Genomic DNA, 14,913 nt, shown 5'->3' with positions numbered 1-14,913 from the left:
CATATAGCGCAAAATGATCCGTAAATTTTCAACAATCATTTCGTTAGCAATTGCAGTTCACGCAGCAACATTCGATGGCGTAACAGAGCCCATCGCCCAGGCAAAAATCGGATTCACCGTATCCGGTAAAGTCGACAGTATTTGGGTAAAAGAAGGCGCAATTGTCCACAAGGGCGACACGTTGATGAACCTCGTAAAAACCGAAGAGGAATTACGCGTAAGCATCACGAAAATTGCGGCAGAAGACAATTCCAACGTAGCGTCCGCCAAAGCAAAGATGGACACCTACGAAAAGGATATGCAGGTCACCAAAAAGCTTTTTGAGACATCTACTTCTATCAGCGCCGAACAGGTCTGGGAAAAAGAGATGAACTACAAGGTCACAAAAGCCGAATGGGAAGCCGCAAGGATTGCCAAAGCGAAGGATTCTCTCGAATACAGCATGGCACGCGCACAGTTGCAAAAGCAATACCTTATAGCGCCCTTTGATGGCGAAATTGTAGCCATTTCTAAGAATCCAAGCGAAAGTGTCGAAGCGCTGGAGCCTATCATCGAGATAGCCGATGTGCGCACCTGCCGCATGACAGCCTACATCATTGTAAGCAAGGCCAGTTCGCTCAAGGTCGGGCAAGATGTAAGTCTGCAGCTCAACAGCGGCAAGATTCGCAACAAGAAAGGCAAAATCGAATTTATCTCCCCCGTTGTTGATAAAGCAAGCCTTTTGCGAACCATCAAGGTTGTTTTTGACAATTCTGACAAGTCCGTAGAACCGGGCGTTACAGGAAAGATTTTTGTCAAATGATTAGGCAAAATATAATAGCCTTGTTTTTTTTAGCGGTTCTTTCGTATGCACAAGATTCGCTTTTTATCGATTTTTACAAGGCTATCGATATCATCATCGAGAACAACATTGATATTCAAGAAGCCAAATACAATTGGATTGCACAAAGCGAAGCTGCAAGCGGCACCTATGGCGAATTCGAGCCACACTTGACCGCACGTGCGTTCAAAGAACGAGGCGACGCCCCCAACACGCTATTTTCCGAAACCCGCAACGAATACAAGGTTGGCGTTCAAGGCAAAGCCCCAACCGGAACCGAATACAACATCGGTTTTAACCAGACGAGTTACACGCACAGCGAATACACTTCGGAACTTTATTTTGGCGGAGAACTCCGCCAGCATTTGCTTAAAGAGGGACCGTTATTTTTTGCATCCATGAGTAACCAGCGCACGGCAAAGCTTCAAAGGGAACAGGCCTACCAAAAGTATCGCGAAGCGCTTAGCGAAGTACTCGAAAACTACTGTGAAGCTTACTGGAACTACTACTATTCGCAACAAACTCTTATTTTCGCTGAAAAATCGGCTTCGGTCGCAAGTAAAATTGTCGAAGACGCCCGCAAACGTCATGAACTCGGAATGCTTTCGCAGCTCGATTACCAAAAAGCTGTCGCCGAATTTTCGGACCGCGAAGCAGCCCGTTTAGAGGCGATGGACAATCTCCGCAATGCGCGTCTCACGCTCTTGCTCATTCTCTCTTCGCAAGAACTCGTCCGTGACGCCCGCCCAATTGCAATCAAGCCCAACACGGAACTCGATTCTATAGCCATCCTCGATTCCCTTACGTTCTTGGATTCCATCAGCATTTTACATCCCGCTTACTTGGCGCAAAGCACCGAAGTCGAGCTCCGCAACGTGAGTTTGAGCAAAAGCAAGAATAAGTTTTTGCCGTCTGTCGATGTTATCGGGAACTATGGTATACGAGGCCGCGACAAAAATGCCGACCACGCCCTGAAAAAATTCAAGAGCAAGTCACAACGGCAAAGCGTTCTTGGCTACGGCATTGAAATAGATATTCCTTTATTTGCAAACCTAGAAGAGCGTCACCAGATTGCAGCCGAAAAGGCAAGTATCCGTTCGGCACGCACAAGGCTCGCATTGATCCAGGGCAAGCTTTACGAAGAATACCGCATTTTACAGCAAAGGGCCAAGGAGCTCCGCAATCAATGGATGCTGAGCAAAACGGCTGTAGCCTATCACGAAAATGAGCTCCAAGAAGAGTTCAAGAAAATGGAACTTGGCAAGAGCAATTACCACCTGATTTTCGACATGGAAGACGATTTACGTCAAGCACAACAGCGCCATTTGGAATGTATGAAGCAGCTCAGGATTATCGACATTCGCCTAGTACGCGCCACCGGTAAACTGCTACTGCAAAACGGCCTAGAATCTTGGGAAGACGGAAAGATTATACTCCGCAAGGATTTGCTCTGTGACTAGCGCTCAAATTAAATTGGACCCAAACGATATGGTGAAGGCGTTGCAGAGCGCCTTGAAAAAGACCAATGCAAAAATTGGCCAATTGACAACTGTTTTCGACATCGTCCAAAAAGTTCTCGAAAAAGAAAAATTCAAACAAGCAGCCCTCACTCTCGTAAGCGAAATTGCAGACCGTCATCACGCCGAACGCGTAAGCTTTGGATGGCTCAAGCACGACTACATCCAGCTCAAGGCCATAAGCCACACGGACCATTTCGAAAAAAAGATGCAAATTGTACGAGATCTCGAAGGCGCCATGGAAGAGGCATACGAACAAGACGCATCGATTCTCTACCCGCCACCCGAAAACAACCTGCTTGCAACGCGCATGCACGAAGCATACAGCCAAACATACAACGCACGCTATATGCTTTCTGTACCGGTTCGTCACGGCGACGACATCATCGGGATTATCACCTGTGAACGCAAAGGATTAGCCTTTAGCGACGAAGAAGCAACACAAATCCACCTGGCCTCGAACCTCTGCAGCGCACGACTTTTAGAGCTATACCAAAAAAGTAGCTGGTTTGGCGCAAGGATAGCCCGTAGCATACGCAAAGGGCTAGGCAAGCTTTTAGGTTACGAACACACCTGGGCCAAGTTCTTTACGATAGTAGGGATTGCGTTTGTCCTTTTCGCAACTTTGTACCCGCTAGAATATAAGGTAAGCTCCCCCGCCATTTTAAAGACCGACAAGATTATTTATTTAACGGCCCCGTTCGATGGTTATATCGACAGTGTCTATGTAAAGCCAGGCGATGTCGTGTACAAAGGGCAAGAGATTCTCCGCCTTGATCAAGAAGAGCTGAAGCTCGAAGAAGCGGATTTGCTAGCCCAAGAACAGGACAATCGCCGAGAGATTCAAAAAGCGCAGGCCAGCCGAGAACTCGCCGAGATGCGAATCCAGCAGGCAAAACTCGCTCAGACGCTTGCAAAGCTAAAAATTGTACGTTACAAGCTCTCCAAGGCCGTAATTCGCGCCACCGCCGATAGCGCCATCATTGTCGAAGGTGACTTGCAAAAGAAAATCGGGGCTCCGGTCAATCAAGGTGCAGAACTTTTCCAAATGGCATCCATCGAGAACATTTACGTCGAAGTGGATGTCAGTGAACTCGAAATTGGGAACATTCCACAAGACGGTGAAGGACTGCTCGCCATCAAGAGCCGTCCCGATTACGTTTACCGATTCAAGACGGAACGCATAAGCCCAACCGCCACAGTCAAGGACCAAGAAAACACCTTCCCCGTTCGCGGAGAATTTGTATACAAAGTTCCAGGTTGGTTCCGTCCTGGCATGACTGGCATTGCAAAAATTTTCGCAGGACAAAAGACGCTCTGGTGGATTCTCTCGCACCAGGCCATCGATTACCTGAGACTCAAACTTTGGTGGTAACCTTTAAAACTTGACTTTATAGATTTGCGGCCAGAGTTTGCCGGTAATCCAGAAGTTCTTGCCATCGTAGGCGATGCCATTCAAAACATCGACACCGGGGAATCGGTCGCGAATCTCCCCCGCTTTTTTTGCAAAGTCGATATAGCGCAGCACCTTCCCGCTAGGGAGTTCAATTTCGGCAATCAAATCCGTCTGCCAGATATTTGCGTATAAAACATTTCCGACAACTTCTAGTTCGTTCAGTAGTTTTATGGAATAGCGACCATCAGTCACTTTAATGATTCCCGACACCGCAAAGCCGCCCGGCGCAATTTGCAAAAGTTCATCGGAGCCATTACTCATCAAGAGTTGGTCACGCCAAAGCGTAAGCCCCCAACCTTCGGTCGGGATGCGGAACTCACCCTTCTTTTTAAACGGCTTGCGCGAGTAGATAAAGGCCTTATGCGATTTCCAAGTGAGGTAATAAACTTCATCGCCAAGCACTACGGAACCTTCGCCAAAATAGCGTTCCTCGATGCGGGCAGAATCCAAAATTTTTCCGTCGAGCGTGCGGCGGTACAGTCCAGATTTTCCGTACAGCCCTGTCGTTTCAATCATGTCCTTGCCGTCAAACGAGAGTCCCTGCGTAAAATGCGACTGTTCGTGCGGAACAGAATCGAGAATCGTAGGCTCAACGCGAGGAGCTTCGGCGTAAGCAGACGAGAGAACAAAAGCGAAAAGCAAGAGAGCGGAAAATTTCATATTTCAAAAAATACAAAAATCAAGTCACACAGCTTTTACTAAATTTGGGCGCATGGGTGAAATCAGAACTCCTGCCAAAGTGAAAATCATCGTCGGCATTCTTGCCAAAGATGCCAAGTCCGTAGAGGCGGTCCGCGGAGTGCTCAAGTCGCGTTTCGGCGAAGAAGACCTGAACCTGAAACCGTTCCCGTTCACGTTCACCAACTACTACAAAGAAGAAATTGGCGAAGCACCGGTACGCGCGTTCTTTAGCTACGAGAATCTCGTGGACCGCGAAACGATTGTCGACATCAAGCTTTGGACAAACGATATTGAACTCGAAATTGCAAAGGAAAACGGGACTCCGGGGCTGCGCCCTGTAAATCTCGATCCGGGCTACATGACGCTTGGGCAGTTCTTTTTGGCAACGACCAAGGACCAGCGCCAGCGCGTTTATATGCAGCGCGGGATTTTCGTGGAGCCAACGTTATACTTCCAGGATGGGCATTTCCACGCTTTTGACTGGACGTATCGCGACTACCAGAGTGAAAATTACATCAAGTATCTCGAAGAGGTGCGCAAGCGCCTCGCCTACCAAATGACGACGGGAAAACCGTATAGTCAAAGAATAAACAAAAAGCGAGATTAATTCCGGCGACCGAGCCTAAAACCTATTACCTAACCCCTATAACCTAAAAATGAAAGCTGGTATTTTTACAATTCTTCTTCTCTGCTGTTCCAATATCTTTATGACGTTCGCTTGGTACGGCAACCTCAAGCTCAAAGAAATGCACATCAGCACCGACTGGCCGCTGATTCTCGTGATTCTCGCCTCGTGGGGCATCGCGCTCCTAGAGTACAGTTTCATGATTCCCGCGAACAACATCGGGAGCCGCATCAACGGCGGGCCCTTCAGCCTGATGCAGCTGAAAATCATCCAGGAAGCGATTTCGCTTACGGTGTTCACAACGATTGCGGTCACGGTATTCCATACAGAAACGCTCCAGTGGAATCACATCGTCGCGTTTTTGCTCATTATCGCGGCTGTTTTCTTTGCGTTTTTAAAATAACTTATTCGGAGATGCCCTCTCGGAACGGAGTCCGGGATGACAGCTTAGCATGTATGACAAGAAAAAAGTCCGCGCATCTCGAAGATGGCGGACATTTTTTGTGTTCTTTGTAGAGTTCCTTATTCAGCGGAGCTGGAAGAAGATTCGTCCTTGTAGACGTACGGGCAGAGCTTTTCAGCATCGGTAAGCCCATTGCTGTACACCGTAAGTGAGCCCACAGGATCAGACCATTCCGACACATCCGTGTTTTTGTTCAAGTCTTTCCAAATAGTACGCACCTGACCAAACGAACTACAAAGTTTTTCCTTGTCTGTAAACTTCATTGTCACTGAAGTCTTATCCACGGTAATCGTATCCATTTTCTCTGGAGCAGAGCCTCCCCAACGGAATTCATACTTCAGGGATTCCGTATAGCTAGAAGAGACCATCGCCTCATTCGGGAAGTTCTTATCCACCACAAGCATCATTTCGAAGCCACCTGCAACCTTGTAAACAGACGCCTTTAACGTCGGTGTTACAAAATTGTATTCCGTACTATACTTCGTCTCGGTGGTCACTTCAACAGGGTCGGTCCATTCTGACTTTTTGTCCCCGTTTTTAGCGGAAACTCGGAACGACATTCCACGGAATTTGGCACCATCCAAATTAAACAACTTAACATCCACCGCGGATTCTCCGAGGTCCTTCCAGCCTACCGGATTTTTCATATCCAGAGACTGCACCATAAATCCCGATTCATTACAGGTACTAGTCCTCTTGTAATCCCACGAAAGTCGCCACACGCTCGGAGCAATTCGCATAGCCTTAAGATTCGTCGGAGCGGCCGGCACGCAACTGCTCTTGCCCCCACCCGAAGGCGTTCCTGTAGAAGCCGTTTTCACAACGGCATCCGGCATCTTGATTTTTTCGGAATACGTAGAGACCTTGCCTTCGTAAACGGCGGCCACGCGAATGTACTTGCCCGCAGCTGCAGTATCAATAACCGTTTCGAGGGCAGTCCTATCGTCGATTGTCAAGAATTTTTCCCAGGCATTCTTGGTTTCGATAAAGCGCTGCAACACATAGCTATCCTTATCGCCAGAATAGTTCCAGGAGACAAGCCATAGGTTTTGGCCAAGCGTATCGGTTATCTCAAAATTGGTCGGGACGCCGAGGTTTGCATCGGTCGCAGTAGACACGGACGTCGAACCATTCTCGTTGATCTGCAAGCGGTTGCTGCCGTCGGACCTACCGCAATCATCAATTGCAATCACGCGATAATACTTGCCAACCTTGCTCTTGCCATGAAGCTTATACAAAGTCACTTCAGCATTCGTAGTACCCTCGCTCTTCCAATCCGTATTCGTAGCATCCAGATCCAGATATTCAATTCTAAAGCCCGTTTCAGGACGCTCAGAATTTCGGGAATATTCCCACGAAAACGTCCAAGACGTATCGCTATCGTTAGCGACATTAAACTTTGTCGGAGTCGCAAGCGATTCCTTCACCGTTTTGCAAACACTAACATCCACGGACGAAGACGAACTGGACTCTTTCGATGAACTTGTGAATTCAAAATAATCATCTTCCGGCGAAGACGAGTTTGTACATGCGCTCATAGAAGCGACGAACGCCATCGATGCAGTCAATTTGAAAAGTCTCAAATTTTTCATAAAATACTCCATCTAGAAAATTTCTTTTTACATATAAATATATCTATTTTCTGACAAAAAACATACAAAAACCGCATTTTTATATAAAATGCGGCTTAGAATGTGCGAAAAGACACGAAAAAGCGAGATTTTCAGCGAAAAACGACTACCTTAGAGTCCAAATTTAAAACATCACCCTGTACGGAATTAGCTTGTCGAAACGGCGGCCCTTAAGGTCGTGATAACCATTTTGGGGCATTTCACCACTGCGAAGAATGCGATTTGCGCCGGAATTCGGTCGGAAATTACCAGGAATCGACACCTTCAACGTGTCCGCAGCCTTGCCGAACCTAATGTTCCCGACGAGAGTTTCGCCACCGAGACCTTCCGCCGTAAGGTAAAAGTCCTGTACGCCTTTGAGCTTCGGCAAATTCGAACATTGCACGTCAGTCCACTTGGAATCGCCAGCCGTGGGCAATTCGCACTTGGAAATCACATCGCCTTTTTTGCTTTCGGTGCGGAGCGAGAGAGTACCGCCAGCGCTATTTTTCACCTGAATGCTGACGCCTACACCAACGATGGAGTCGGTAACCACGTTCTCGAAAATCGCGTAGCCGCCGTCCTTAATTGCAAGCTCATCATCTTCGGTCAAACGCACGCGGATACCGTTATCAAAGCCATTGCCGGGAATGGTATCGCGGATGATGCGTAAAAAGTCAAGGCGGTCAAGTTCAGCGTAATGCTTGCCCTTCGTAATCTCGATGAAGTTCGAGCCGCGCTTGAGCTTTGTCGGGATGTACACCACAGATTTTTCAGGGAATTCACTCCAAGCACCAGTCAACGGCAACTGCACTTCTTGCGTCTTGCCATTGATGTCCACGAAATGCGAACTGCCGTTTGCACCGTCCTCAGTCCAGTTGTTGTCGTAACGGTAACGGATAAGGTAATCGCCCGCCTGCGGGATAATCATCGGCAAGCGAATCTTGCTGTCATCGTAGTTGATGTAAGCGACAAATTCGCCGTTCGAAGCCTTGGAGCTACTCGAGATATCCACATGCGTGAGGATGCCGTGTTCCGCTTCGGCGCTCAGGTAACGGCCCATAAACGGCTGCCCCAGTTCTGGCCAGTTGTCTTCGGTCCACACGATATCACGCACTTGTATGTAAGAATTACCGCCATCATTTTTATCGTAATAGTGATTCACAAAGCGTTGACGGTTCACGTCTTCGAATGCTTCACCGCCCGCGGGCCCGTAGTAGCGCCCATAACGGCTGAGGAGAATCGTACCGCCGCCATTCAAGAGAGCCTTGCCGCTGCGGTCCACATAACCGCCATCAATGCGGTTGGAACGCCCGACAGTCGTCTTGTAAGAGTTGTTTTCGAGATCAGCGCCTTTTTTGCAGCAGTTGTCCCAAGCGGTAAAGAGGAAATATTTTCCGTTGTGTTCAATAAGGCTTGCACCTTCGACGCCTGCGCCACCGCGGTTCGCGATGTTCTGCATTTTTGCGCCGTCTTTCACCTTGCCCGTTTTTTCGTCCAGTTCGAGAATGTGGATACCCGTCCCCCACGAACCAAACGCCATCCAGACTTTTCCGTCAAGATCTTTGAGCACCGCCGCGTCAATCGCGTTGTACGAATCACTCTTGACCGTGTGAATAACCTCGCCCTGGTCCGTCCAGCCGTAGCCTGGCTTTGTCGGGTCAATTTCCTTACTTGACATAAAGCCCATACCCGACGAGCGGATGCCCATTTCGGAACCGCAATAGTACATGCGGTATTCGCCACCGACATAGTGAATATCCGGCGCCCAGATGTCAATCATGTTCGGAGCGTATTTATAAAGCCACTTCGAAAATTCAGGCATGGCGGGGTCGCCATTTTTCCAGTTCAACGCGTCTTCGGAAAACTGCATAAGCATGTGGTTGTCCGTTGTCGCAAGCGCATAGCCGTCTTCGTAACGGATGATGTCCGGATCATGGCCCGCCCAACGGGTTTCCTTGGCGTACCAATCGGCCGCAAAAACCTGCCCCGCCATCAGTGCAGAAAGTGCAAAAAACACGTTGACTTTTCTCATAACGCCTCACTTTTCCACACAGCCTAAGTAAATATAATTTTTTTTGTTCAAAGGGGGATGCCCCACTCTCCTGCCATCAAGCGATATTGACAAACACTTTTTAATTATATATATTAAATTTCGTTAATTGAGGTGCAAGATGCTTTTGAAATTCCTGAAATCAAAATTTGGGCCGGGGAAACCGATATTCACTGAGGACGCCGAATCACTCGGACTTTCGGCTGGCAATCTGCGTCAACAATTCAAAAAACTGGTAGACGCAGGTGAACTTTCGCGATTTGAGCCAGGAGTCTATTTTTTACCGGATCCCAACCACGAATATTATCCCATATCATCTAACATGGTCGCGGAATACAAGTACATCACCAATGGCGACGAGATTTATGGATATTATTCGGGTTACACCTTCGCAAATCAGCTTGGGCTTTGTCTGCAGGTGCCGTATAAAGAAGAAATCGTAACGAACAACACCACCGCCATCGCACGCGAAGTAAAAGTCGGAGAAATTCCATTTTATATTCGCCGAGCCAAGGTTGAGGTCACCAAGGACAACCGCAACGTTCTTCAACTTTTGGATTTACTGAAGGATGTCGAAGAATATACCGACTACTGTTGCGAGGAAGAAGCTCCCGACATAATCCGCAAGCATATCTTGCGCAACAAGATTCTCCGTGCCGACGTAGATAAGTACATCGAGAACTTCCCTCTAAAAACATACAAGTATATCTACGATTTGAGGCTTTACGATGTATTTGCATGAAAATAGAGAAAGGTTCTTAAATGTTTTGGAAACAGTAAGCAGGATATCCGGAATCCAAGCAGATCTAGTTGAAAAAGACTACTATGTTTCCCTTATCCTTAAAGAAATTGCAACTTCGTCAGATAAGGCCGTTTTCAAGGGAGGCACTTCGCTTTCCAAGGCGCTTAAGGTCATCAACCGTTTCTCAGAAGATATCGACATTTCCTTTTCGGAACATATCGGGACATCGCGTCGAAAGAAACTCAAATACAACATAATCGCCCCTATCGCTAAGAAATTGGGCCTTGTCATCACGAATCTTGACAAGACGCAAAGCGATCGCGACATAAACAACTACATATTCGAATACAAGCCGCTCTGCAAATCCAACGCACATATCGTCCCTGCGGTTAAGGTTGAAACAAGCCTAGTTACGGCGGTCTTTCCATTCGAAGCGATGCCAATAGGGAATTACATCGCCGACTATGCAAAAGATATATCTTTGAGCGATTACGGACTTGAACCGTTCATGATGAATGTTCAGGCTCTAGAGCGAACTTTAATTGATAAGGTGTTCGCCATTTGTGACTACTATCTTACTGGGAAGCCTCGTCGTCTATCGCGACACATTTACGACATTCACAAGATACTTTCATTGATTAAATTTGACGAACAATTCAAAGAACTTCTTCAAAAGGTTCGCGAAATACGTTGCTCTTTAGACATCTGCCCTTCGGCAAAACCTGGGATAAGCATCAATTTACTCTTAAAAGAAATCTGCGATAAGAACTTTTTTAAGCAGGATTACGAAGGGGTGACTCAGTTCTTTATTTTTGACAATATAAAATACAAGGAGGCAAAAACCTCCTTGCAAAAAATAATTGAATCTGGTGTTTTTGCAGAACGGTTCTAGAACATCACACGATACGGGATTTGCTTGTCGAAACTGCGGCCCTTGAGGTCATGGAAGCCTTTGCGAGCTGGAGCCATGTTGCCCGAGCGAGCGGCACGCGAAGCAATTCCGGTCGTTCCTTCCGAACTACTGGAGCTTTCGGGCAATGCTTCGCTAGAGCTTGATTCCGGCAAGGGGGCACTCTTGAAGAGAATATTTCCGACAATGGCTTCGCCCGAAACACCAGACGCAGTCAAGTAAAAGTCCTTGATGCCCGTTTTGCTTTTGAGCGTTCCGCAGTTTACTTCAGACCAGCCATTGGCTGCAGCCTTAGCCGTTGAAAGGTCGCACTCAGCAAGGACGGTTCCGTTCTTTGCGCCATCGCGAATGGCGAGCTTGCCTGCGGTTGCATTTCTCACTTGGATGGAAACTTCGTCACTCTTGATGGAATCCGTCACGACATTTTCGAAAATCGCGTAGCCGCCGTCCTTGATTGCAAATTCATCTTTGTCCGTAAGGCGCACGCGAATGCCGTTGTCAAAGCCGTTCGCCGGAATCGTATCGCGAATCACGCGCAAGAAGTCGATACGGTCAAGTTCCGAGAAGAATCCGTTCGGTTGCGGTTCAATTTCGATGAAGTTGCCACCGCGTTTGAGCGTTGCAGGAATCATCACAATAGACTTCTCCGGGAACGTGCCCCAAGAACCTGTCGGCGGGAGCGTCACGGTTTGCGACTTGCCATTGACGGTGACTTTGTGCGTAGCATCGCCTTCACCACCGTTAGCATAGCGGTAACGTAACAGATACTCGCCCGCCTGCATGATGTTCATCGGCAAACGAATCTTGGAGCCCGCCGTATTGATGTAAGCGAGATATTCGCCGTTCGAAGCCGTATTGCTGCGCGTAATTGCGAGGTCACCCGAGACTGCACGCGTCAAAGCGCCGTGTTCGACTTCGGCGCTCAAATAACGTCCGAGGAAGGGCTGTCCCATCTCAGCCCAGTTATCGTCCGTGAAGACAACATCGCGGATGTGAATGTGATTGTACTTATCGCCATTCAAATCGTAATAGTGATGCACAAAGCGCACGCGGTTCAAGTCTTGGAAAGCTTCGCCGCCGCCCGGACCGACGTAGCGTCCGTAGCGTTCCATAAGGATTGTGCCACCGCCATTCGCCATATCGTAGCCAGCGCGATCTTTGTACGGACCGGTTACTTTATCAGCACGACCATAAGCGGTCTTATACGTTGTCTGTTCAATGGTCGGACCTTGCTGACAGCACTTGTCCCAAGCCGTAAAGAGGAAATACTTGCCCCCGTGTTCAATGAGACTCGGTCCTTCTTCGGCACCACCGCTTGCCTTGCTTGTACGGCGAGCAATGTTATAGACAGTCTTGTCATCGCTCGCCTGATAGCCCGTCTTTGCATTCAACTTAATCAACTGGATTCCAAGACCGAACGAACCAAATGCCATCCAGTAATTGCCATCGGTATCGCGAACAACGTCTGCGTCAATGGCATTAAACTTGTCGGTTCCATCTTTGGTATGGAAAACATGGCCATGGTCCTTCCAGCCATAGCCCGTTGTGCCCGGCACAATAGATGTGGTCGCCTGATAACCGATAGCCGAGTTGCGCTTACCGAATTCCGACACGCAATAGTAAACGCGGTATTCGCCGTTCATGTAAAAGATATCCGGAGCCCAAATTCCCTCGGTTTTTGGAGCGTACGTATAGGCCCACTTCGGAACACCACCCACTGTTGCCCTGTGATCGCGCCAAGTGTAGGCATCTTCGGATGTCCACAGTTGCAAGTTGTTGTTCGTGCTCATGAGGGCGTAACCGTCCTCAAAGCGAATCATGCTCGGGTCATGACCCGGCTGCAAGTTGTCCTTGGCGTACCAATCGGCAGCCGACACAGCGGAGACGCCAAAGGCGCCAATTGTCGCGAGAGTCGCAAGTTTCGCGCCGCTCACAAGATTTGCAAAATTCAAAACCTTCATTTCCATACTCCTTAAAAATTCACTGGATCCTTCGACTCCACTACGTTTCGCTCAGGATGACACAGTAGCATTACCTTACCATAACCATTGCGGTGGTACGGCCGTTGCGGACAAAGTACATTCCTGAGCAGACGGAACGCACACTGATTTCACGACCATAACCACGACGCACAACAACACCATTTACATCAAGCAAAGCCCAAGACGCATCGGCACCCAAATGAATCACGCGAGCAGAGGCATCGTAGTAAATCTGTTGCAAAGTCAGTGTTTTCAACGCATCCATTGAACCTCGCGAGCCATGCGCAATTCCCGTCGTCCCGCCATTGCCGGAATCCGGCGGCGTTTCAACATTTGACGAATCCTTCGGAGGTTCAACCTTCGGCAGTTCCGCTTTTGCGAATTGCACTTTCTGGTTATCCGTTCCTGTGCGAACCCACGTGATGACCGGCATCCCGACTTCCTTCGAGATGTTCAGCACATCGCCCAAGTAATCGCTGTCGTAATCGGTAAACAAGAAATAGCCTTTTTTCGCAGAGGCGTTCTCGATGCGGATTTCACAAGATGTTTCAGAAGTCTTGACCGTATCCAACAAAGTCTTGGGCGGGCAATAGTAGCGGCCCGTCGCAAAATTTTTGAGCGTGTAATAACGCGCCGAATCGCCATGTGCAAGCACCCAAAGCTGTGTTTTGTTCTTTTCGTCCGCAGTCTGCTGCACCACAACGCCATCGTTATCTTCGAGAGCCAAATTGCTATGCGAGACCGTCAAGCGGTAACCGCCCTCTTCGAGAAGCGCATTGTTGACCGGATCCACGCCATCCGTATGTTTGATTTTCTGGATTAAGCCATTGCGGTCGTAATAGAGATAGTCGATGTTCACGGAACGGCGGTACGTCCAGCCGCCCGGAGAATTCGCACCGTGATACATGAAATACCAGTGTCCGAGATACTTGAAAATCGCCTGGTGGTTCGTCTCGGAATTTTCCATTTTGTCGTTGATAACGCCTTTTGGCGTCCACGGTCCGTTCAGGCTCGGCGCCATGGAATAATTCGTCGTCGAGGGATAACCCGATGCGTAACTGAAGTAATAATTGCCACGGAAATAATGCATCCACGGCGCTTCAAAGAAGTCCTTGATTTTGATATCTTCGGGCGTGCCCGCAAGTTCAATCATGTTTTCCTTGAGCTTCACGCGGCGGCCTGCATTCCACGAGCCCCAATACATCCAGATATCGTCGCCATTGTAAAAAATCGCGGGGTCGATGTTCAATTTCACGTCATTCGGCGTATTGTCGGTAATTAGTGCCTGCCCAATGGCGTCTTTCCACGGTCCCGACGGATGATCCGCGACGGCAACGCCAATCGCAAATCCTTCACTTCCATTTTCCTTGATGGTCCCGTGATGGACGGCCACGTACCAGTAAAACTTGCCATTTCGGTATTCGCAGTGGCCTGCAAAAGCGCTCGCATTCGCCCATTTGAACGTTTTGACACTCAAAACAGCGCCGTAATCATGATAATGTTCCATATCATCGGTCACGAGCACGTGCCAGTCGTTCATGATGAAGGCTTTATTGTTATTGCCCTGCGGCCCCTGTTCATCGTGGCCCGCAAAAATAAAGAGCGAGTCGTTATGCACGAGGGCTGCGGCATCCGCAGAATAAAAGTCCGTCGTCAATGGATTTGCGGCAAAAGCCGATTGCGCGCCAAATACGCCAAAAAGGCCAAAAACGGCCCATCCCAACGTCGCAAAAAGACCAGAACATTTCGTTCTCATAAACATCTCCAAATCCACACCAAGCAACGTTCTAAATATATACTAAAAATTATTAAAAGTCCACATATTTATTTATGACATCAAGTATTTTTAGAAAATAATCCACAAATAACCTACATTTTCATGAATTAAATGTCTACAGTTTAAATTAAACGCGGACAAAATGGTCATGCCAGACAAAGCTAGTCCTGAACATAGCCGAAAGAATTAGGCACAACCTTCTCGTTTATGATAAAAAGGAGATTCCCACCTAAAGGTGGCCATGCGCACTAAGGAACAAAGTTCCAAGTGCTGTCCG

12 protein-coding genes are annotated in these 14,913 nt (G+C 48.2%); 7 read left to right on the top strand and 5 right to left on the bottom strand.

Annotated features, from left to right (window positions below; genetic code table 11):
* Window positions 1-13: 13 nt before the first annotated feature.
* From B3A20_RS02655 to B3A20_RS02645, 3 genes are read left to right on the top strand one after another with little or no spacing between them, the layout of a single operon-like run.
* The gene (locus tag B3A20_RS02655) at window positions 14-802 is read left to right on the top strand and encodes an efflux RND transporter periplasmic adaptor subunit (RefSeq protein WP_290761537.1); all 789 of its coding nucleotides are present in this window, start codon (window positions 14-16) and stop codon (window positions 800-802) included.
* Window positions 799-2,280, top strand: a complete 1,482-nt coding sequence (locus B3A20_RS02650) for a TolC family protein (protein WP_290761535.1) — start codon at window positions 799-801, stop codon at window positions 2,278-2,280. The genes B3A20_RS02655 and B3A20_RS02650 overlap by 4 nt, the downstream gene beginning before the upstream one ends.
* A gap of 28 nt (window positions 2,281-2,308) precedes the next feature.
* Window positions 2,309-3,712, top strand: a complete 1,404-nt coding sequence (locus B3A20_RS02645) for an efflux RND transporter periplasmic adaptor subunit (protein ID WP_290761533.1) — start codon at window positions 2,309-2,311, stop codon at window positions 3,710-3,712.
* A gap of 3 nt (window positions 3,713-3,715) precedes the next feature.
* Here B3A20_RS02645 and B3A20_RS02640 read toward each other — a convergent pair whose 3' ends face one another.
* Window positions 3,716-4,453, bottom strand: a complete 738-nt coding sequence (locus tag B3A20_RS02640; RefSeq protein ID WP_290761531.1) for a glutaminyl-peptide cyclotransferase — start codon at window positions 4,451-4,453, stop codon at window positions 3,716-3,718.
* A 52-nt stretch (window positions 4,454-4,505) separates the two neighbouring features.
* Between B3A20_RS02640 and B3A20_RS02635 the strand changes: the two genes are divergently transcribed.
* Together B3A20_RS02635 and B3A20_RS02630 are read left to right on the top strand one after the other, a co-directional pair.
* Window positions 4,506-5,081: a DUF4416 family protein gene (locus B3A20_RS02635; protein WP_290761529.1), complete on the top strand. Its 576-nt coding sequence runs from the start codon at window positions 4,506-4,508 to the stop codon at window positions 5,079-5,081.
* A 49-nt stretch (window positions 5,082-5,130) separates the two neighbouring features.
* Window positions 5,131-5,502, top strand: coding sequence for a DMT family protein (locus B3A20_RS02630; protein WP_088659384.1), 372 nt, complete (start codon window positions 5,131-5,133; stop codon window positions 5,500-5,502).
* A 119-nt stretch (window positions 5,503-5,621) separates the two neighbouring features.
* Here the strand turns inward: B3A20_RS02630 and B3A20_RS02625 are convergent, their stop codons facing one another.
* Together B3A20_RS02625 and B3A20_RS02620 are read right to left on the bottom strand one after the other, a co-directional pair.
* Window positions 5,622-7,154 (bottom strand): fibronectin type III domain-containing protein, encoded by a 1,533-nt coding sequence (locus tag B3A20_RS02625; RefSeq protein WP_290761521.1) that lies wholly within the window; start codon window positions 7,152-7,154, stop codon window positions 5,622-5,624.
* A gap of 163 nt (window positions 7,155-7,317) precedes the next feature.
* On the bottom strand, window positions 7,318-9,207 hold the full coding sequence (locus B3A20_RS02620) for a family 43 glycosylhydrolase (RefSeq protein ID WP_290761520.1): 1,890 nt from the start codon (window positions 9,205-9,207) through the stop codon (window positions 7,318-7,320).
* A gap of 139 nt (window positions 9,208-9,346) precedes the next feature.
* Here B3A20_RS02620 and B3A20_RS02615 point away from each other — a divergent pair, with 139 nt between their 5' ends.
* The gene (locus B3A20_RS02615) at window positions 9,347-9,967 is read left to right on the top strand and encodes a DUF6088 family protein (protein ID WP_290761517.1); all 621 of its coding nucleotides are present in this window, start codon (window positions 9,347-9,349) and stop codon (window positions 9,965-9,967) included.
* Window positions 9,954-10,859 carry a nucleotidyl transferase AbiEii/AbiGii toxin family protein gene (locus B3A20_RS02610; protein ID WP_290761516.1) on the top strand — a complete coding sequence of 302 codons (906 nt, stop codon included), beginning with the start codon at window positions 9,954-9,956 and terminating at the stop codon, window positions 10,857-10,859. The genes B3A20_RS02615 and B3A20_RS02610 overlap by 14 nt, the downstream gene beginning before the upstream one ends.
* Here the strand turns inward: B3A20_RS02610 and B3A20_RS02605 are convergent.
* Window positions 10,856-12,844, bottom strand: a complete 1,989-nt coding sequence (locus B3A20_RS02605) for a family 43 glycosylhydrolase (RefSeq protein WP_290761515.1) — start codon at window positions 12,842-12,844, stop codon at window positions 10,856-10,858. The genes B3A20_RS02610 and B3A20_RS02605 overlap by 4 nt on opposite strands.
* Window positions 12,845-12,908: 64 nt before the next feature.
* On the bottom strand, window positions 12,909-14,615 hold the full coding sequence (locus B3A20_RS02600) for a family 43 glycosylhydrolase (protein ID WP_290761513.1): 1,707 nt from the start codon (window positions 14,613-14,615) through the stop codon (window positions 12,909-12,911).
* Window positions 14,616-14,913 lie beyond the last annotated feature (298 nt).

The sequence above is a fragment of the Fibrobacter sp. UBA4297 genome, assembly GCF_002394865.1.
GTDB lineage: Bacteria > Fibrobacterota > Fibrobacteria > Fibrobacterales > Fibrobacteraceae > Fibrobacter.
This window is presented reverse-complemented; position numbering and strand designations above follow the sequence as displayed.

Coding starts and splice junctions, on each gene's coding strand:
- B3A20_RS02655 (WP_290761537.1), top strand. CDS start 14: ATGATCCGTAAATTTTCAACAATCATTTCGTTAGCAATTGCAGTTCAC.
- B3A20_RS02650 (WP_290761535.1), top strand. CDS start 799: ATGATTAGGCAAAATATAATAGCCTTGTTTTTTTTAGCGGTTCTTTCG.
- B3A20_RS02645 (WP_290761533.1), top strand. CDS start 2,309: ATGGTGAAGGCGTTGCAGAGCGCCTTGAAAAAGACCAATGCAAAAATT.
- B3A20_RS02640 (WP_290761531.1), bottom strand. CDS start 4,453: ATGAAATTTTCCGCTCTCTTGCTTTTCGCTTTTGTTCTCTCGTCTGCT.
- B3A20_RS02635 (WP_290761529.1), top strand. CDS start 4,506: ATGGGTGAAATCAGAACTCCTGCCAAAGTGAAAATCATCGTCGGCATT.
- B3A20_RS02630 (WP_088659384.1), top strand. CDS start 5,131: ATGAAAGCTGGTATTTTTACAATTCTTCTTCTCTGCTGTTCCAATATC.
- B3A20_RS02625 (WP_290761521.1), bottom strand. CDS start 7,154: ATGAAAAATTTGAGACTTTTCAAATTGACTGCATCGATGGCGTTCGTC.
- B3A20_RS02620 (WP_290761520.1), bottom strand. CDS start 9,207: ATGAGAAAAGTCAACGTGTTTTTTGCACTTTCTGCACTGATGGCGGGG.
- B3A20_RS02615 (WP_290761517.1), top strand. CDS start 9,347: ATGCTTTTGAAATTCCTGAAATCAAAATTTGGGCCGGGGAAACCGATA.
- B3A20_RS02610 (WP_290761516.1), top strand. CDS start 9,954: ATGTATTTGCATGAAAATAGAGAAAGGTTCTTAAATGTTTTGGAAACA.
- B3A20_RS02605 (WP_290761515.1), bottom strand. CDS start 12,844: ATGGAAATGAAGGTTTTGAATTTTGCAAATCTTGTGAGCGGCGCGAAA.
- B3A20_RS02600 (WP_290761513.1), bottom strand. CDS start 14,615: ATGAGAACGAAATGTTCTGGTCTTTTTGCGACGTTGGGATGGGCCGTT.